The organism is Billgrantia sp. C5P2, assembly GCF_051062895.2.
Genome location: NZ_CM128542.1, coordinates 3,040,133 through 3,059,026 on the forward strand (window position 1 = coordinate 3,040,133; position 18,894 = coordinate 3,059,026).

Annotated in this window: 12 protein-coding genes and 4 tRNA genes; 6 read left to right on the forward strand and 10 right to left on the reverse strand. The window is 64.0% G+C overall.

What is annotated here, in order from left to right; genetic code table 11:
* Window positions 1–39: 39 nt before the first annotated feature.
* The 4 genes from ACRWQA_RS14035 to ACRWQA_RS14050 form a co-directional block, all read right to left on the reverse strand.
* Window positions 40–114: transfer RNA gene (locus tag ACRWQA_RS14035), tRNA-Gly, on the reverse strand.
* Between the two features lie 40 nt (window positions 115–154).
* A tRNA-Glu gene (locus ACRWQA_RS14040) sits at window positions 155–230 on the reverse strand.
* Between the two features lie 17 nt (window positions 231–247).
* Window positions 248–322, reverse strand: a tRNA-Gly gene (locus tag ACRWQA_RS14045).
* Window positions 323–380: 58 nt separating this feature from the next.
* Window positions 381–456, reverse strand: a tRNA-Glu gene (locus ACRWQA_RS14050).
* Window positions 457–608: 152 nt separating this feature from the next.
* On the opposite strand from ACRWQA_RS14050, the gene msrB reads away from it, so the two are divergent.
* The 4 genes from msrB (at window position 609) to htpX (ending at window position 4,385) form a co-directional block, all read left to right on the forward strand.
* The gene (msrB, locus tag ACRWQA_RS14055; RefSeq protein WP_434229529.1) at window positions 609–1,010 is read left to right on the forward strand and encodes a peptide-methionine (R)-S-oxide reductase MsrB; all 402 of its coding nucleotides are present in this window, start codon (window positions 609–611) and stop codon (window positions 1,008–1,010) included.
* Window positions 1,011–1,081: 71 nt separating this feature from the next.
* Window positions 1,082–2,062 (forward strand): ribosome biogenesis GTPase YlqF, encoded by a 981-nt coding sequence (gene ylqF, locus ACRWQA_RS14060; RefSeq protein WP_434229528.1) that lies wholly within the window; start codon window positions 1,082–1,084, stop codon window positions 2,060–2,062.
* 66 nt (window positions 2,063–2,128) lie between these two features.
* A complete protein-coding gene (locus tag ACRWQA_RS14065; RefSeq protein ID WP_434229527.1) occupies window positions 2,129–3,361 on the forward strand; it encodes a pyridoxal phosphate-dependent aminotransferase in 1,233 nt (410 codons plus the stop codon).
* 121 nt (window positions 3,362–3,482) lie between these two features.
* Window positions 3,483–4,385 (forward strand): protease HtpX, encoded by a 903-nt coding sequence (htpX, locus tag ACRWQA_RS14070; protein ID WP_263583293.1) that lies wholly within the window; start codon window positions 3,483–3,485, stop codon window positions 4,383–4,385.
* Window positions 4,386–4,440: 55 nt separating this feature from the next.
* On the opposite strand, the gene pdxB is transcribed toward htpX, so the two are convergent.
* Complete coding sequence (gene pdxB, locus ACRWQA_RS14075; RefSeq protein ID WP_434229525.1) at window positions 4,441–5,595, reverse strand: 4-phosphoerythronate dehydrogenase PdxB; 1,155 nt, start codon at window positions 5,593–5,595, stop codon at window positions 4,441–4,443.
* A 128-nt stretch (window positions 5,596–5,723) separates the two neighbouring features.
* On the opposite strand from pdxB, the gene ACRWQA_RS14080 reads away from it, so the two are divergent.
* On the forward strand, window positions 5,724–6,005 hold the full coding sequence (locus ACRWQA_RS14080) for a hypothetical protein (RefSeq protein ID WP_263583291.1): 282 nt from the start codon (window positions 5,724–5,726) through the stop codon (window positions 6,003–6,005).
* A gap of 47 nt (window positions 6,006–6,052) precedes the next feature.
* On the opposite strand, the gene ACRWQA_RS14085 is transcribed toward ACRWQA_RS14080, so the two are convergent.
* From ACRWQA_RS14085 to rlmKL, 3 genes are all read right to left on the reverse strand, one after another.
* Window positions 6,053–9,445 carry an EAL domain-containing protein gene (locus ACRWQA_RS14085; protein ID WP_434229524.1) on the reverse strand — a complete coding sequence of 1,131 codons (3,393 nt, stop codon included), beginning with the start codon at window positions 9,443–9,445 and terminating at the stop codon, window positions 6,053–6,055.
* 108 nt (window positions 9,446–9,553) lie between these two features.
* The gene (locus tag ACRWQA_RS14090; protein WP_434229522.1) at window positions 9,554–9,907 is read right to left on the reverse strand and encodes a glutaredoxin family protein; all 354 of its coding nucleotides are present in this window, start codon (window positions 9,905–9,907) and stop codon (window positions 9,554–9,556) included.
* Window positions 9,908–9,986: 79 nt separating this feature from the next.
* Window positions 9,987–12,215: a bifunctional 23S rRNA (guanine(2069)-N(7))-methyltransferase RlmK/23S rRNA (guanine(2445)-N(2))-methyltransferase RlmL gene (rlmKL, locus tag ACRWQA_RS14095; RefSeq protein ID WP_434229520.1), complete on the reverse strand. Its 2,229-nt coding sequence runs from the start codon at window positions 12,213–12,215 to the stop codon at window positions 9,987–9,989.
* Between the two features lie 279 nt (window positions 12,216–12,494).
* Here rlmKL and rmf point away from each other — a divergent pair, with 279 nt between their 5' ends.
* On the forward strand, window positions 12,495–12,701 hold the full coding sequence (rmf, locus tag ACRWQA_RS14100; protein WP_111412507.1) for a ribosome modulation factor: 207 nt from the start codon (window positions 12,495–12,497) through the stop codon (window positions 12,699–12,701).
* Window positions 12,702–12,813: 112 nt separating this feature from the next.
* On the opposite strand, the gene ACRWQA_RS14105 is transcribed toward rmf, so the two are convergent.
* Together ACRWQA_RS14105 and ACRWQA_RS14110 are read right to left on the reverse strand one after the other, a co-directional pair.
* Window positions 12,814–13,830 (reverse strand): quinone-dependent dihydroorotate dehydrogenase, encoded by a 1,017-nt coding sequence (locus tag ACRWQA_RS14105; RefSeq protein ID WP_434229519.1) that lies wholly within the window; start codon window positions 13,828–13,830, stop codon window positions 12,814–12,816.
* 125 nt (window positions 13,831–13,955) lie between these two features.
* Entirely contained in the window at window positions 13,956–18,794 is a 4,839-nt protein-coding gene (locus ACRWQA_RS14110; RefSeq protein WP_434229517.1) for an NAD-glutamate dehydrogenase, read from the reverse strand.
* Between the last annotated feature and the right edge of the window lie 100 nt (window positions 18,795–18,894).

Genomic DNA, 18,894 nt, shown 5'->3' on the forward strand with positions numbered 1-18,894 from the left:
CAGCCAGACAGTGCGCTCACTCCAAATCTCTGGACATGATGGAGCGGGAAAGGAGATTCGAACTCCCGACCCTCGCCTTGGCAAGGCGATGCTCTACCACTGAGCTATTCCCGCACACACGCAAGTCTATGCAATCAGCGATGCAACCGGAAGATGGCGTCCCATAGGGGGTTCGAACCCCTGTTCCCGCCGTGAAAGGGCGGTGTCCTGGACCACTAGACGAATGGGACGCAACTGGCGCTGAAGCTGGAGCGGGAAAGGAGATTCGAACTCCCGACCCTCGCCTTGGCAAGGCGATGCTCTACCACTGAGCTATTCCCGCACTCATACCGCACTTCAGTCCCGTACTCCGGCACCTGCTGAACCAGCGATGAAACGAGTGGCGTCCCATAGGGGGTTCGAACCCCTGTTCCCGCCGTGAAAGGGCGGTGTCCTGGACCACTAGACGAATGGGACGCAGCCGTCTCGCTCTCTGCCTCAACGAGGTGGCGCGAATCTTACTCAAGCCCCCGGAAGCTGTCAACTGTCGGCCTGGGTTGGCCGAAGCAGTGGAAAGCAGCCAAGCTATGGGTGTCTGATGAAGACGTCGCACCAGCAGGAGAGAGGCCATGCGCAAGAAGATCGAGAAGAGCGATGCCGAATGGCAAGCCCAGCTCACGCCGGAGCAATACCGGGTGACTCGTCAACAGGGTACCGAGCGCCCCTTCAGTGGCGATTATCAGGTCACCGACGAGCACGGTATCTACCACTGTGTCTGCTGCAACGCGCCGCTATTCGAGAACGAGCACAAGTTCGAAGCTCACTGTGGCTGGCCCAGTTTCGACCGCCCGCTCGGCCAGGCATGCGTCGAAGAGCGCCACGATGATTCCCATGGCATGCGTCGCACCGAAGTCGTATGCGCCCACTGCGATGCTCATCTGGGGCATGTCTTTCCCGATGGCCCGCCTGAAACCACCGGGCTGCGCTACTGCATCAACTCGGTGGCCATCGCCTTTCACCCCGGCGAATAGCCCGCCCGCTGCCCTGGCGAGGCCGCCCTTCTGCTATGATGGGCGGCCTCGTACGTTTGCAGGAGTGGCACATGCTCGGCTGGTATCCGGGACACATGAACAAGGCGCGCCGTCAGATCCAGGAGGCGCTGCCGGAGATCGACGTGGCGATCGAAGTACTCGACGCTCGCCTACCCTACTCCAGCGCCAATCCCATGCTCGCCGGGCTGACGCGCCACAAGCCGGTGCTCAAGATTCTCTCGCGGGCCGACCTGGCAGACCCGGAGCGTACCCGCGAATGGGTGGCACACTTCGACTCGCTGCCCGACACCCGGGCACTGGCCGTGACCACCACCAATGTCCGTGAACTCAAGCGCATCCCCAAGCTATGCCACGAGCTGGCCGGGCAGGTGCGCGCCGACCGCGACGTGCGGGTGATGGTCATGGGCATTCCCAACGTGGGCAAGTCGACCCTGATCAACGGCCTGGCCGGCAAGGCCATCGCCAAGACCGGCAACGAGCCCGCAGTGACCAAGCGCCAGCAGAAGGTGCGCATCGCCGGTCGCGTCGCACTGATCGACACGCCAGGGGTGCTGTGGCCGAAGATCGAGAACCAGGCCAGCGCCTATCGCCTGGCGGCCACCGGCGCCATTCGCGACACCGCCATCGATTACGTCGACGTGGCAGTAGTCACCGCCGCCGAGCTGGCCCGACGCTACCCCGAGGCGCTCCAGGCCCGCTACAAGCTGACCGAGCTGCCGCCCTACGCCGCCAATCCCCAAGCGGAACAAGTCGAGGCCGACGGCCCGGTGCGCGTCGACCTACTGGCGCTGGCGGGTTTCGACGGCCATACGATCCTGGCCGAGATCGCCAGCCGCCGCGGCGGCCTGCGCCCCGGCGGAGAGATTGACCTGCACCGCGGCGCCGAAGTGCTACTGCACGAGCTGCGCGACGGCAAGCTGGGCCGTCTGACGCTGGAAACGCCGGCCGACATCCCGGCCCCGGCGGAGGACGAGGAAGCACTCGCCGAGGCTGCGAACAACGATAGCGACGATGACGATACTTCAGCATAATCACTGAGTTCCGGCAGCACGCGCCTGACCGGAACCACCGGACACCACTGGAACCTCGGACACCTCATGGACACGCCCCCCCTATTCAGGAAATCGCACAAGCTCGACAACGTCTGCTACGACATCCGCGGCCCCGTGCTCGAGCACGCCAAGCGGCTGGAAGACGAAGGCCAGCGCATCCTCAAGCTCAATATCGGCAACCCTGCGCCGTTCGGCTTCGAGGCGCCGGAGGAGATCCTCCAGGACGTGATGCGCAACCTGCCCACCGCCCAGGGCTACTGCGATTCCAAGGGGCTGTACTCGGCACGCAAGGCGATCATGCAGGAGTGTCAGCGCAAGCTGATACCCAATGTCGGCATCGAGGACATCTTCATCGGCAACGGCGTGTCCGAGCTGATCGTGATGGCGCTGCAGGCGCTGCTCAACGACGGCGACGAGGTCCTGATCCCCGCGCCCGACTACCCGCTGTGGACCGCTGCCGCCAACCTCGCCGGCGGCCACGCCGTGCACTACCGCTGCGACGAGCAGGCCGACTGGGCACCGGACATCGCCGACGTGCGCGCCAAGGTGACCGGCCACACCCGTGCCATCGTGATCATCAACCCCAACAACCCCACCGGCGCGGTCTACCCGCCGGAGGTGGTGCGGGAGCTGCTGGCCATTGCCCGCGAACACGACCTGGTGGTGTTCTCCGACGAGATCTACGACAAGATCCTCTACGACGATGCCGAGCACGTCTCCACCGGCGCGCTGGCCGACGAGGATCAACTGGTGGTGACCATGAACGGGCTGTCCAAGAGCTACCGCTGCGCTGGGTTTCGCTCCGGCTGGATGATCCTTTCCGGCAGCGTCGCCATGCAGCGGGCCAGGGATTACATCCAGGGCCTCAACATGCTCGCCTCGATGCGCCTGTGCGCCAACGTGCCCGCCCAGCATGCCATCCAGACGGCACTGGGCGGCTACCAGTCGATCAACGACCTGGTCCTGCCCGGTGGGCGGCTGCTGGCCCAGCGCGACATCACCTTCGAAAAACTCAACGCCATACCCGGCGTGTCGTGCACCAAGGCCAAGGGCGCGCTCTACGCCTTCCCGCGGCTCGACCCCAAGGTCTACCCCATCCAGGATGACCAGAAGCTGGTGCTCGACCTGCTGCTTCAGGAGAAGATCCTGCTGGTGCAGGGTACCGCCTTCAACTGGCCGGAGCCCGATCACGTGCGCATCGTCACCCTGCCCTGGGCCGACCAGCTCGGTGACGCCCTGGACCGCTTCGCCCGCTTTCTGTCGCGCTATCGCCAGTAGCCGCCGTATCGCTTCGATTCTCGGCCCGACTTGAAACCTGCAGCAACGGGCCGTATCTAATTCAGCAGATTTTGTCAGGGGCGCATCGGCGACCCGACCCTACGATCGGAGATTCCAGACGATGATGAGAATACTGCTCTTCCTGGGCACCAACCTGGCGGTGATCGTCGTGGCCAGCATCACGCTGCGCCTGCTCGGCGTGGAGGGCTACCTGACCGAGCAGGGCATGAACTTCAATGCCCTGCTGATCTTCTGCTTCATCTTCGGCATGGCCGGTTCGATGGTCTCGCTGTTCATCTCCAAATGGATGGCCAAGCGCTCCACCGGCACGATGGTCATCACGCAGCCGAGCAATGCCACCGAGAAGTGGCTGCTCGACACCGTAGCCGAGCTCTCGCAGCAGGCCGGGATCAAGATGCCCGAGGTCGGCATCTTCCCAGCGCAGCAGTCCAACGCCTTCGCCACCGGCTGGAACAAGGACGACGCCCTGGTGGCCGTCTCCGCCGGGCTGCTCAATCGAATGCGACCCGAGGAGGTACGCGCGGTACTGGCCCACGAGATCGGCCACGTGGCCAATGGCGACATGGTGACCCTGGCGCTGATCCAGGGCGTGGTAAACACCTTCGTGATGTTCTTCGCCCGGGTCGTAGCGCACCTGGTGGACAACTTCCTGCGCTCGCGCAGCGACGGCCAGGGCGGCCTCGGCTTCATGGGCTACTTCGCCGTGGTGATCGTCGCCGAGATCGTGTTCGGCCTGATCGCTTCGGCCATCGTCGCCTGGTTCTCACGCTTCCGTGAGTACCGTGCCGATGCCGCCGGCGCCCAGCTCGCTGGCGCCGGCGCCATGATCAACGCCCTGGCCCGCCTCAAGGCCGAGAGCGAGATGCCCAACGAGATGCCGGAAACCCTGACCGCCTTCGGCATAAACGCCGGCCAGACGCGCAAGATCATGGAGCGCCTGTTCGCCAGCCACCCGCCGCTGGACGACCGGATTCGGGCCTTGAAGGAAGCCGCCTATCGTTAAGGCTGCGTCTCTCCCCCAGAAGCAGCAGGGCCCGTCCAAGGACGGGCCCTTCGCGTCAGTTTACGTTCAGCCCAGCCCCCTGCAGCCAGGGCGTCAGGCTCTCCGCCCCCGCACCTAGCTCGACCGTGAGCGTCGAGAGCTCCCGACGCAACGGATAGTTGGCACGACAGGCATCGAAGCCCTTGGCCATGCCCTGCCGCCGACTCTCGCGTTGCAGGCTGTCATGGTCGCGGCGCACGTCATACACCGCACGCAAGCACAGACGCAGCGCCTCGTCGGCCTCGAGCCCGCCCTCTAGCCTGAGTTGCGACAGGGGCGGCTGTGGCAGCAGATCGTCCAGGCCGAGCCGGGCCGGCAGCCCCAGGTGGCGATAGAGCGCTGTGTAGACTTGATGCGTGCCGCGCAACTTGCCGTCGAGGCTGTGACCAGCAATGTGCGGCGTAGCCAGCGAGGCCAGATCGCGCAGGGCCGGATCGATGCCCGGCTCCCCTTCCCAGACGTCCAGCACCGCGCTGATATCGCCCTGGCCCGACAGACGCTGACGCAGTGCAGCGCCGTCTATGCAGTCGCCGCGCCCGGCGTTGAGCAGCAGCGTGCCAGGCGCCAGCTCGGCGATGCGCTGGGCATCAAGCAGGTGGCGGGTCGCATGCGGCCCTTCGCGTACCAGCGGGGTATGCAGGCACAGCACGTCGCACTCGTCGATGAGGGTCTTGAGGTCGTGAAAGCCGTCACTGCCCTCGCGCTGCGCGCGAGGCGGATCGCAGGCCAGGCATTCGAGGCCCATGGCAGCGAGACGGGTGCGTAACCGCCCGCCCACGTTGCCCACGCCGACGATACCCACACGACGCTCGCTGAACCGCCAACCCTCTCGCTCGGCCAGGGTAAGCAGGCTGCCCAGCACGTAGTCGACCACCGCCTCGGCGTTACAGCCCGGGGCACTGGCAAAGGCGATGCCGTGGCGCGTCATCGCCGCCTGATCGACATGGTCGGTGCCGATGGTGCAGGTGCCGACGAAGCGCAGCCGCGATCCCTGTGCCTTGGCCGCGTCGATGATCGCCGCATCGAGTCGGGTGATGGAACGAATCACCAGCGCATCGACATCGCGCAGGGCCGCGGCATCGATTTCGCGCCCCGGCCGCCTCACCAGTTCGCCCAGCGGGCCGAAGCATGCTTCTGCACCGGGTATGTTGGCATCGACGAGAATCCTCACGCTTTCTCTCCTTGGTGTGGCAGGGGGCAAGGCCAGACGCGACTTGTGCCGTCGGCATTAAACCTTACAATACCGCACGAACCTTTCGCACTGCCTCCCGGCAGTGCCTCGATGCTGTGGGAGCCTTCGTGATCGTCCGCTGGGAAAGTGAACACGACTACGTGCTGGTGCACATTCACCAGGACATGTTCGGCGACTGGATCTTCAGCCGTGCCTGGGGGCAGATCGGCACCCAGTTCGGCGGACTGAAGCACATGCTGGCCGACGATCACGACCAGGCCATGATGTGGCTCGGCGATGAAGCCACCATCCAGTCGTCGCGGGGGTTGCGCAAGGTGCTCGAAGTGGATGCCGGGAGCGCCGAGGGCCAAGCCGCGGTACGACAGCTCTCGCTGCTGGACTCGCTATAGGGGTCTTCCTGAACGACAGGGCTTCGTGAACGGCAGGGTTTCGCGGACTACGTATCCTCTCGCACGGCCTCGCTGGCATCGATCCAGTACTGCAACAGACCAAGCAGTTCCTCACTCACGCCCTCCACCCGTCGGGCGCACTGCTTCACCTGCTCGTCATCCTCATGTTCCTTGAGCTCCAGCGCCTCCTCGGCAAGCCGGTCGTAGACAGTGCAAAGCGCGGCGATTCGCGACGCATGTTCGCCCCCCTTGACCGGCGACTCATTGAGGGCTGACAGCCACTGCTCCAGCCGACTCTTGCGACAGCTCACCGCTGGCGGGTCGACCCGCTCGCCCTTCAGGTAGCACAGCAGACCGACTGCACAGGCACGATGGTCGACCATGGCGTAAATGGCCTGCAGCTCTTCCGGCCGGGCGCGCTGACGATGGCGCCAGGACGGATCGGGGCGCCACGAGGCTAGCCAGGCCGGGATCGCCTTTGCCGGCATGGGCCGGGCGATGGCGTAGCCCTGGCCCAACTGATAGCCCATCGCCAACAGCATGCGTCCGTGCAGCAGTGTCTCCACTCCCTCGGCAATGATGCCGCGGCGAAACGCGACGGCCAGCCCCAGCACGCCTTCGAGAATCGTCAAGTCCTCTGGATCGTCGAGCATGTCGCGTACGAAGCTGCGGTCGATCTTCAGCATGCTGGCGGGGAAATGGCGAAGATACGTCAGCGAGGAATACCCGGTGCCGAAGTCGTCCAGTGCGAATTCGACGCCAAAGGAACGACAGGCCTTCATCACGCTTGCCACATGCACGATATCCTCCAGCGCATTGGTCTCGAGCACCTCGAGCATGAGGTCGCCATGTCTCACACTGGGGTGGCGCTCGATCTCGGCGCGCAGGCGCTCTACGAAGTCGGCCTGCTGGAGATGGATGGCATCGATATTGACACTGACCGGCAGCCTGATACCAACGCTGGCCCAGGCCTCGAACTGGCCAAGTGCCTGAGCCAGTACCCACTCTCCCAGGTCGATGGCCAGGGGATGCTGTTGTATCGCCGGAAGGAAGGAAGCCGGTGCCAGCAGCCCACGCTCCGGATGCTGCCAACGAATCAGCGCCTCGACACCGACGACTTCGCCGGTGGACATGTTGACCTTGGGCTGGTAGTGCAACACGAACTCGTCATGGGCCAGGGCCTCACGCATGCGTTCGACGCTTTCGTAATGCCCCCGCACCGCACGGTCGTGCTCGGTATCGAAGATATGGTAGCGGTTCTTGCCTGCCTGCTTGGCCTGGTACATGGCCTGATCCGCCTGGCGGATGAGCTGCTCGGGCTCGATCTCGTCCTCGGGAGAAAAATGGACCACGCCGATGCTGCCTGAAACGTAGAGCTGGGTTCCCTCGATGTCGATCGGCTCCGCGATGCGGCGCAGTAGCCGAGCGATGAGGCCGCTCACGGTCGCCACATCGCTCTGCTCCGGCAATACGATGATGAACTCGTCCCCGCCGAGGCGGGCCACCGTATCGGCCTCGCGGAGGGCCGACGTCAGGCGTTCGGCAATCGTCACCAAAACCAGGTCGCCAACGGCGTGACCCAGGCGGTCATTGATTTCCTTGAAGCCGTCCAGATCGAGGTAGGCCAGCGATACCTTGCAACCACTGCGCCGAGCCGCCAGCATGGCCTGGCGCAGCCTGTCGGCCAGCAGGATTCGATTCGGCAGCTCGGTCAGGCTGTCGAAGAAGGCCATGCTCTGGAGCTGGCGCTCGTGTTCCTTCTGTCGACTGATGTCGGTGAACACGGCTACGAAGTGCGAAACTCGGCCCTGCTTGTCACAGACTTTGGAAATGGTGAGCAGCTCTGGGTAGGTCTCACCGTTCTTGCGCCGGTTCCAGAGCTCACCCTCCCAGGCGCCTTTCTCCAGCAACTCTTCCCACAACGCCTGATAGAAGCTCTTCTCCTGCTGACCCGACTGCAAAAAACGCGGGTTCCGACCCAGGACCTCGTCGCGGCGGTAACCGGTGATACGCGTGAAGGCCTCGTTGACTTCGAGGATATCGCCCTTGGCATCGGTAATCACGATGCCCTCCCGCGCATGCTGAAACACGCTGGCAGCGAGTTCGAGTTTCTCTTCGGCACGCTTCTGCGCCGAGATATCGATCCGCGTTCCCGACATGGTCAGCGCCTGGCCCGTGTCGTCTCGCTCCAATACCTGCCCCCGATCCAGCAGCCAGACCCAATGACCGAGGCGGTGGTGCATACGAAATTCGCAAGAGTAGTCTTCACTCTCACCCGCCAGGTGCTGCGCCAGCATCGCCTCGGTCTTGCCGAGGTCATCGGGATGCACCATCTTGCGCCAGCGCTCGAGAGTGATCGGCTGCAGCTCTTCCAGCCGATATCCGAGCGCTTCCGCCCAGCAGTGGTTGACCTGCAATTCGCCGCTGCGCAGGTCAATCACCCAGGTAGCGGTACGAGTGGCGTCGAGAATGTCGTAGAGCCGCTGCTCGTTACGCCTCAGCTCCGCCGTCTTGCGCCTAACCACTTGGCGCAGCCTGACGTTCCAAGCCACGATCAGTACGGCCACCAGCGCCAGCCCGGCCCCGTAAAGCCAGTAATCACGCCAGTCGAAGCCGGGGCCGGGCAGCTCGGCGCCGATCCACTTCTCTTGCAACCGGTCGAGCGTTCCGCTGGCGCGGGCATGTTCGATCCCCTTGTTGAGGATCGACTGCAACAGGTGATTGCCATCCACCACCGCCATGGCATTGAGGCCCACGTACAGCGGCTCGCCGACCCGCTTCATGGATTCGTGCAAACCGCTACTGTAGAGGTAATAGAGGACGATCTGGTCGTCGCCCACCATGGCATCGGCATCGCCATCCATCACGGCTCGCGCCGCGCTGGCAAAGTCATCGGTCTGGATCAGGTCGACCTCGATATCCAACGAGGCCAGGTACTCTTTCGCGTAATCGCCGCGTTGCGTTGCCACACGCTTGCCATCGAGGTCGGTCGCCAGGGCGATGTCGGGGCGCTCAACGGAGACGAATATGGCGGCGGGCACCTCGAACACCGTATGCGTGAAATCGAACTGACGGTCCCGAACCGCACTGTAGAAAAAACTCGTCAGAACATCGGCTTCACCGTTCAGCACGCGTTCCTGTGCCTGCTGGAAGACGGTATCGGTCAACTGCGCGTGGAAGCCGGCCTCGGTGGCGATCCACTGAGCCAGCTCCACCATGATGCCGCGCCGCTCAGCGCTGGCATCGATGAATTCGAAGGGGGGGTAGCGGCTCTGGCTGACGAACACGATCGGCTCGTTCCGCTCCAGAAAGCGGCGCTCTTCCTCGGTCAGCTCTATCCCGCCAGGCTCCGCAGCACTCTGCACCGTGTCCGCAAGCGCCAGCAGCAACGTGCAGCCCAAGGCGAGGCACTGCCACCGTCTTCGCTGCAGTGCACTCATCTCCACCCCCTGTGCTTACGAATCCATGCTTCGTGATTGTTGTCAAAACGCGGATAACTCACCACCATGGCGCTGCGTCCTGGCCTACGTTGGGTCAACGTATCCGGTTCAGCCGAGGTAGCGCCGCCCAGTGGACCGCTGAACTGACGGCTTCCACTCCCCTCGTTCTTCTTCCCCCGATACCATCTCGCCCGACTGGCACCGCCAGGCGGTCTCGTCGAGACAGTGACGGTCAGCCAGCCAGGCCGCTAGCCTTGACGGCTCGAAGCCCATGTCGAGCTCATCGCCCGCTTCGTCCACCAGCACGGGGATACGCACGCCGTAGCGCTCCATCAGCGCCTCGTCCTCGCTGATCTCGACTTTCTCCAGCCGATACTCGCCATGATGCAGCCTGGCCAGCAGGGTCTCGAGCCGTTCGCACAGATGGCAGCCCAGGGTGGTGTACAGGGTCAGACGATTCATGCGACCTCTCCTGGGCAAGCAGGAGCCTTAGAAGGGATATCGGCCGGGCGTCGCGGAAATGAAGCGTGGAGCGAGAGTTTCATGCCGCCTCCCGATGGCGAATCCGGAACACGTGATGGATGTCGGGCCGGCGTTGGAAGTCAGGGTCGAAGGTACGCGCCGAAATGTCTTCCACGGCGAAGCGTTCGGCCAACCCTTCGTCTAGCTGGAAACGACGCTGGTTATTGGAGAACACCAGGGTCCCGCCCGGTGCCAGCCTTGCCATGGCCAGCTCCACCAGTTGAGCGTGGTCGCGCTGCACGTCGAGGGTGCCCTCCATCTTCTTGGAGTTGGAGAAGGTCGGCGGGTCGAGGAAGATCAGGTCGAACTGCGCCTTGGCAGTCTGCAGCCAACGCAGGCAGTCATCGCGTACTACCCGATGACGTGACGGGTCGAGACCATTGAGAGCAAAGTTATCGCGTGCCCACTCCAGGTAGGTATTGGAGAGATCGACACTTACGCTGTCGCTGGCCCCGCCCTTCTCCTCGGTGCCGAGGGCAGCCTGCACCGTGGCCACGGCGGTGTAGCAGAACAGGTTGAGGAAGCGCTTGCCCGCCGCCATCTCGCCCAGCATGCGCCGCACCGGCCGGTGATCGAGGAACAGCCCGGTGTCGAGATAGTCGCGCAGGTTGACCCACAGACGCGCACGTCCCTCGCGCACCTGGAAGCGTTCCCCGCTGCTTGCCTGCTTACGGTACTGCGCCTTGCCGCTCTGCTTCTCACGGCGCTTGATCACCACTTGACCAGGGTCCACGCCGAGCACCTCGGGGATCACCTCCAACGCGTCGAACAGCCGCCTCTGTGCCTGGGCGGCATTCACCGTGCGTGGCGGCGCGTACTCCTGCACGTGGACCCGTCCGTCGTAGACATCCACCGCCAGCGCATACTCGGGCATGTCGGCATCATAGAGCCGATAGCAGGTCTCTCCCGACTGCTTGAGCCACTTCTTGAGCCGCTTGCGGTTCTTCTCCAAGCGGTTGGCGAACATCTGAGCGCCCTCGCTGCGGGACGCAGAGTTGGCATTGGCATTGGCATTGGCATGGGCATTGGCGACAGCAGCCTCTCCCTCGCCCTTTCCAGTGGGTACGTTCATCAGCAGCAGCTTGGCCTCCAGCGGGCCGTTCTTCAGCGAATACTGCTTGTCGGCGCGCAGCCCGATGCGGTGGCCCAGGTCCGGGTTGGCGGTGAATACCGCCAGGCGCCAGCCCGGAAAGGTACGACGCACGCCTTCGCCCAGCGCGCCGTAGAGCGTGACGAGCTCGGGCAGCTCACCCAGGCGCTCACCGTAGGGTGGGTTGGTAATGATCAGCCCCCGCATCTCCTCACCCAGGCCATCGGGGCGCTGCAGTTGATTGAGCGAGGCTCCGGTGAATTCGATCAGCGCGGGAATGCCGGCACGCATGGCGTTGGACTTCGCCGCCGCCAGCGCCGGAGGGCTCTCGTCGAAACCGTAGAGCCGGTTCCGGCATCGCTTGCGGCCGATGCTGGCACGCGCTTCGGCCTCGCGCTTGAGTTCGGCCCACACCGCCTCGTCGTGATATGCCCAGCCATGGAAGCCGAAGCGTTCCCGATTCAGGTTGGGTGCCATGTCGGCGGCCATCAGGGCCGCCTCGATCAGCAGAGTGCCGGCACCGCACAGCGGATCGACCAGCGCCTCACCCTGGCGCAGACGCTGCGGCCAATCGGCACGGATCAGCAGTGCCGCCGCCAGGTTCTCCTTGAGCGGAGCATGCCCGACGTCGCGTCGATAGCCACGCCGGTGCAGGCTCTCCCCCGACAGGTCCACGCCCAGTGTCAGCCGTCCTCGGTGAAGATGGGCATACAGGCGCAAGTCGGGGCGCTGCAGATCAACACTCGGGCGCGGCTGGCCGGCCGCTTGCAGGGCATCGACCACCCCGTCCTTGACGGTCTGAGCCCCGAAACGGGTATGACGAATCTGCTCGCTGCGTCCATGAAAATCCACCGCCAGGGTGGCACCGGGGCGCAGATGCCGGGACCAGTCGACGCCGGAGACTACTCGATGCAACGCCTCGGGGTGCTCGATGCCCTCCTCGCGCAGCAGGCATAGCACGATGCGATTGGCCAGCCGCGACCACAGGCAGGCGCGATAGGCGGCTTCGAGATCGGCGTGGAAATGGACGCCGGCCACTGTCGTCTTTTGCGGCTCGGCGCCCAACGTGCGCAGTTCGTCGGCGAGCAGCTCTTCGAGCCCCTTGGGGCAGGTGGCCAGGAAAGGCCGCCGTGTTTCGCGTTGGGATGACTCACTCATGCAGCGTTCCCGCCCCCTTCGGCCGGGCATATTCCTTTCGTTACAAAAATGTCTCGATCTTATGACGAAACATAGGTCGACAATGGGCCCCATGATGGGCTAAGAGTAGTCATGGTAGCTACTGTAAAGACGCATGCGTTCCTTCTGGCGGGTCACGATTGACTCGCAGACTCCGCTCTGCCGTCGTTAAGGGATCGAATAACGGCTAAGCGTACGGTTAGGACGCCGGGGCGCGCATGTCGTGCGTCCCAAATTGGTACCTTGACAAGAGGTCATCCGATGAAAAGACAGAAACGTGATCGCTTCCAACGCGCCTATCTCCATGGCTACAAGGCCGGTATCTCCGGGCGCTCCCGCGACGACTGTCCCAGTCAGGATGTCAATATACGTGAATACTGGATGAGTGGTTGGCGTGAAGGCCGAGGAGACCAGTGGGCCGGCATGACCGGCGTCTCCGGGATTCACAAGAACCCGATGGTAATGTAACGACTCTCCCACCCAACCGATCGTCCCCTTGCCACCGCCAGGGTGGCATGGAATGAGCTAAGCCCGTGCCTTGCACGGGCTTTCTTGTCGTGCCACTCCACATCTTTCCCGTTCAACGCGCATCCTTCAGCGCCCGGGCACACTCGCCGATCAACGCCGGGCCGCGATAGATGAAACCCGAATAGAGCTGCACCAGATCGGCCCCGGCCTCGACCTTGGCCAGCGCCGCTTCACCGCTGTCGATACCTCCCACCCCGATGATTGGCAGCTCGGGGAGGCAGTGCCGCAGTTCGCGAATCACACGATTGGAAGGCTCGAAAACCGGCCGCCCCGAGAGCCCGCCCTGCTCCTCGGCATGAGGCAGCCCGGCCACCGCCTCGCGCGAAACCGTGGTGTTGGTGGCAATTACCGCATCGATGCCGCTTGCGGCAATGCTCTCGGCCACCAGCCCCACCTCCTCGGCGCTCATGTCCGGGGCGATCTTGACCGCCAGCGGCACCCGCCGGCCGCTTGCCTGATCCAACCGAGCTCCCGCCTCGCGCAGGGTGCCCAACAGCGCCTCGAGGTGTTCACCGAACTGCAGGTTGCGCAGCCCCGGCGTGTTCGGCGAGGAGATGTTCACGGCCACGTAATCGGCATGGGCGTGGACCTTCTCCAGGCAGATCAAGTAATCGTCGACGGCACGCTCCACCGGCGTGGTGAGGTTCTTGCCGATGTTGATGCCGATCACACCGTCGAAACGGGCAGCCTTGACCCGCGCCACCAGGTGGTCCACTCCGGCGTTGTTGAAACCCATGCGGTTGATGATCGCGCCGCGCTCCGGCAGGCGGAACAGGCGCGGCCTGGGGTTGCCGCCCTGCGGCTTGGGCGTGACGGTGCCGACTTCGACGAAGCCGAAACCGAGGGCCCCCAGCGAATCGAGATGCTCTGCATTCTTGTCCAACCCCGCTGCCAGGCCTACCCGATTGGGGAAGCGCAGCCCCATCAGTTGTACCGGATCGTCGACACGTGCGCCTCCGAGGCGCCCCGCCAGCTTCAATCGATGGGCCAGGTCCAGGGCGGTGAGCGCATGGCCGTGGGCGGTTTCGGCATCGAAGCGAAACAGGATCGAACGGGCAAGCGCGTACATGGCATCTCCTGGCAGTCTGCGGTTGGCGAGGCGGGCGGATTATAGCAGCGCCGTGGGCACAAGACGACGCACCCCGCCAGAAGGCGGGGTGCGGTGTTACGTGACCGACAGCATGCCGGACTGGATCAGGTCTCGCCGTTGCTCTCGGCCAGATCGACCAGTTCGCGTACTGCCACGGCGAACAGCGGGAAAGTCGCCTGGCTGCCACCACGTACCTCGGCGATCAGACGGCACCAGCGTTCGTGCAGCGAGGCATGCATGAACAGCCAGTTGTCGACGCGCTCGTCGGGCTCGCGTCCATCCTCGGTCTTGAGCACGCTGGTGGTGAGTGCCAATTGCTGTCGATCGATGTCGTCGCGGAAGGTCTCGCGGGCCTGGGCCTGCCAGCTGTCGCGCACGTCGAGGTTACTCACCTGCTGGATCATCCAGGGCAACTCGAGTCGGTCGCCGATCTCGAAGAAGACCTCGGCGACACGCTGCGGCTTCTCGTCGGTCTGGCGCGCCGCCTGGATGATACCGAGCGCGCCATACAGGCTGCCCGAGGCGGCCACCGTGGCGGCCAGCTCCTCGGGCACGCCAGCTTCGAGCAGCTCGCCGCGCTTTTGCTCCCAACGGCTGCGCTCCTCACCGCGCAGCAGCTCGCCGATGCCTTCCTGCAGTTGGGCCACACGCGGTGCGAAGTATTCGATGGCATCGCGCGTGGAGAGACCCAGGCGCTGGCGCAGGAACCAGCGAGTGGTACGCCGGATCAGCCGCATCAGATCGAGCATCATCGAATACTGGACCTCACTTGGCACCTGGTTGTCCAGCGCCTCGATCCGCTCCCACAGATCGGAAAGCTGGAAGCTGTCGCGGGCGATGATATAGGCGCGAGCGACATCGGCAGAGCTGGCCCCGGTGGAGTCGATGAGGCGACGCACGAAGACGATGCCCATGTGATCGACCAGATCGTTGGCCACCTGCGTGGTGACGATCTCGCGCTTGAGGCGGTGCGCGTACATCTCATCGTGGAAACGCTCGACCAGAATGCTCGGGAAGATCCGCTCGACGTATTGCTGAATGTAGGGGTCGTCGGGCACATCGGAAGCCAGCACGTCGCCCTTGAGCACGCTCTTGGCGTAGGAGATCAGCACCGAGAGTTCCGGATGGGTCATGCCCTGCTCGGTGTTGGCCCGCTCCTGCAGCTCCTCGTCGGAGGGCAGGAATTCGAGCTCGCGGTCGAGCTGGCCGGCGGCTTCCAGCTCGCCGATGAAGCGCCGGTAGGGGCCGATGCCATAGCGCGAAAGAATCGACGAGAGATCCAACGCCTGGGTCTGGCGGTAATTGTCGAGGATGACCAGTTCGGCCACCTCCTCGGTCATGTCGGCCAGCAGCTGGTTGCGCTGCTTCTCCGTCATGTCACCACGCTTGACCACCTCGTCGATCAGGATCTTGATGTTGACCTCGTGGTCGGAGCAGTTGACCCCGCCGGCATTGTCGATGAAGTCGGTATTCACCAACACGCCCTTGGCGGCGGCCTCCATGCGGCCGCGCTGGGTCAGGCCCAGGTTGCCGCCTTCGCCGACCACCCGGCAGTTGAGCTCGCTGCCGTTGATGCGCAGCGCATCGTTGGCCTTGTCACCGACCATGGCATCGGTTTCCAGGCTGCCCTTGACGTAGGTGCCAATGCCGCCGTTCCACAGCAAGTCAAACTGGGACTTGAGCATCGCGCGGATCAGATCGTTGGGCGACAGGCGATCCTCCTCGATGCCGAACACCTCCTGCATCTGCGGTGAGATCGGAATCGACTTGGCGCTGCGCTTGAACACGCCGCCGCCTTCGGAGATCAGCGACGCGTCGAAGTCTTCCCAACTGGAGCGCGGCATGTTGAACATGCGCTGTCGCTCGGCAAAGCTCGCAGCCGCATCGGGATGCGGATCGACGAAGATGTGCAGGTGATTGAAGGCACCCAGCAGGCGGATCTTGTCGGAGAGCAGCATGCCGTTGCCGAACACGTCGCCGGCCATGTCGCCGATACCGAGCACGGTGAACTCTTCCTGCTGGGTATTCAGGCCGAGGTTGCGGAAATGGCGCTTCACCGACTCCCAGGCGCCGCGGGCGGTGATGCCCATTTTCTTGTGATCGTAGCCATTGGCCCCGCCGGAGGCGAAGGCGTCGCCCAGCCAGTGGCCGTACTCGGCTGAGATCTCGTTGGCGATGTCGGAGAAGGTCGCGGTGCCCTTGTCGGCCGCCACCACCAGGTAGGCATCGTCGTCGTCATGGCGCACCACATCCCTGGGCGGCACCACGTCGCTGCCCACCCGGTTGTCGGTGACATCGAGCAGGGCACGAATGAAGGTCTTGTAGCAGGCGATACCCTCCTGCTGGATGGTGTCGCGATCGGCTCCCTCGGGCATGCGCTTGCAGACGAAACCGCCCTTGGCCCCCACCGGCACGATCACGGCATTCTTGACCTGCTGGGCCTTGACCAGGCCCAGTACCTCGGTGCGGTAGTCCTCATGCCGGTCGGACCAGCGCAGCCCACCACGGGCAACCTTGCCGCCACGCAGGTGCACCCCTTCCACTCTTGGCGAGCAGACAAATATCTCGAAGGCGGGGCACGGCTTGGGTATGCCGGTGATCCGCCGGGGATCGAGCTTGTAGGCGATATAATCCTTGGCGCGACCCAGATCATTGTTTTGATAGTAGTTGGTCCGCAGCGTCGCCTGGATCAGCTCCATGTAGCGCCGCAGCAGCTGATCGTCGTTGAGGCTGGCCACACCGTCGAGATGACGGTTGATGCGTTCGATGCAGGCTTGCACCTCGCTCTCGTCAGGACGCCGCTCGGGATCGAAGCGCAGCTTGAACAGGGTGACCAGCTCCTGAGTGATCTCCGGGTAGCTTGTCAACGTGGTGGCAATGTAATCCTGTGACATGCCGAAGCGAATCTGCTTCAGGTAGCGAGCGTAGGCGCGCAGCATGGCCACCTCGCGCCAGTCCAGGTTGGCGGCGATCACCAAACGGTTGAAGGCGTCGTTCTCCGCCTCGCCTGCCCAGATGCGCTTGAACGCCTCGATGAAGGGCTCGCGCATCTTCTGCAGGCTGACTTCGGTGGCGGTATGGTGTTCGAGGTCGAAGTCGTGCAGCCAGTAACGCATCTCGGGCGTGACGAACTCGTAGGGGCGCTCGCCGATCACACGCAGCCCCAGGTTTTCCATCACCGGCAGCACATCGGAGAGCGGAATGGGGCGGTCGCGCTGGAACAGCTTGAGGTTGACACCGCTGCCCTCCTCTTCCACCAGGCGGTAGAGGGTGAGCGCCAGCGGCTCGCCGGCATCGAGGTCGGCCAGGTGCTGCAGATCGAATACCGCGGTACGCGAGCCGAAGTCGTCACGATAGCTGGCCGGGAAGGCATCGCGGAAGCGGTCCATCAGCCGGTTGGCCTGCTCTTCGCCGAAGCCTTCCACCAGCGCCTCGTGCAGCTCGTCGCGCCAGCTGCGGGCCAACTGGGCCACCTTGGCTTCCAGGCGCTTCAGGTTGACCTCGCGAGGGACATCGCCGCGGAAGCGCAGGATGAACTGGATGCGGGCGAGTATCGACTCTGAGAGATACGTATTGAAGTCGCCGAAGGTGGCGTCGAGCTCCTCGCACAGCAGGTTCTGGATGCGCACGCGCAGGTCGGTGGAAAAGACGTCGCGCGGCACGAACACCAGGCAGGAGTGGAAGCGCCCGGAGCGGTCGGTGCGGATGAACAGGCGCACCCGCCGACGCTCGCGTATGTCGAGAATGCCCAGTGCCGTGTCGGCAAGCTCCTGGGTATCGATCTGGAACAGGTCGTCGCGCGGGTAGACCTCGAGGATTTGCAGCAGCTGCTTGCCGTTGTGTCCCTTGGGGTTGAAGCCGGCGATCTCCATCACCGCCTTGAGCTTGTGCCGCAGTAGCGGAATGTTGCGCGGCGATTCGTTGTAGACGCTGGAGGTGAACAGGCCGAGGAAGCGGTGTTCACCGATGACCCGGCCCTGCTCATCGTAGCGATCGATCGAAATGTAGTCCGGATAGGTAGGACGATGCACTCGGGCATGGTGCGAACTCTTGGCAAAGGAGAGCAGTTGGGGCACCAGCACGAAGCGATTACCCTCGATGCCAAGCTCGGTGCGGATTCGCTCCTGATAGCGAGGCAGGTCCAGGCGGAATACACCGAGTTCACTGCCTTCGGTCTTGACCAGCCGGTCTCCGTCGGCATCGGACTCGATGGTATAGGCGTCGTAGCCGAGGAAGGTGAAATTGTCGCGCACCAGCCACTCGAGAAAGGCGATCGCCTCTTCGTGGTCACTCGGCTCGATCTGCTCGGGTCGGCCGGCCTTGAGTTCGGCGATGGCCGCGCGGGCGCGTTCGCCCATCGCCTCGTAGTCGCCTACGGCGATGCGGACGTCACGCAGCACCTCTTGCAACGACTGCTCGATATCGGCCAGCACTCCGGGGTTGGAGTGACGATCTATCTCGATGGCGATCAACGATTCGCGAGGCGCCGGGGCATTGGCGTCGCGCGGCGAACCGACCTGCAGCAGGTCGTGGCTGCGGTTGCGCTCCACCGCCAGCACGGCATTGTGGATCGCATGGACGGTCAGGCCACGCCGATTCAGCTCGATGCGCACCGAGTCGACCAGGAACGGCATGTCCTCGTGCAACACGGCCACGAAGGTGTGCGAGGACTGCCAGCCGTGCTCCTCGAAGTCAGGATTGAAGACGCGCACCTTGGGCGAGGCGTGATCGAAGTTCTGGATGAAGTGCCATACCGACAGGGTGGCCCCATAGAGGTCGTCCAGCCGTCGGTCGGCCAGGTCCTCCAGCGGAACCGTGGCATAGAAATGGCGAGCAAAGGCCTCCACTTCTTCGGCCCTCGCCTTCTCGAGTCGGCTATCCAGGCGTTCGCGCAGTTGCTTGAGAATTTCCTGCCGGCCAACTTCGATCGTCTCGTATTGCATCCCTCACCTCGGCTGCCTGGGGCCTGTCTCGGCCCTGGGGAAAAATCGGCGTGACCCCTCGGTCACGTGTCAGGAAGCTTACTGCAGCCCTGCGCCACAC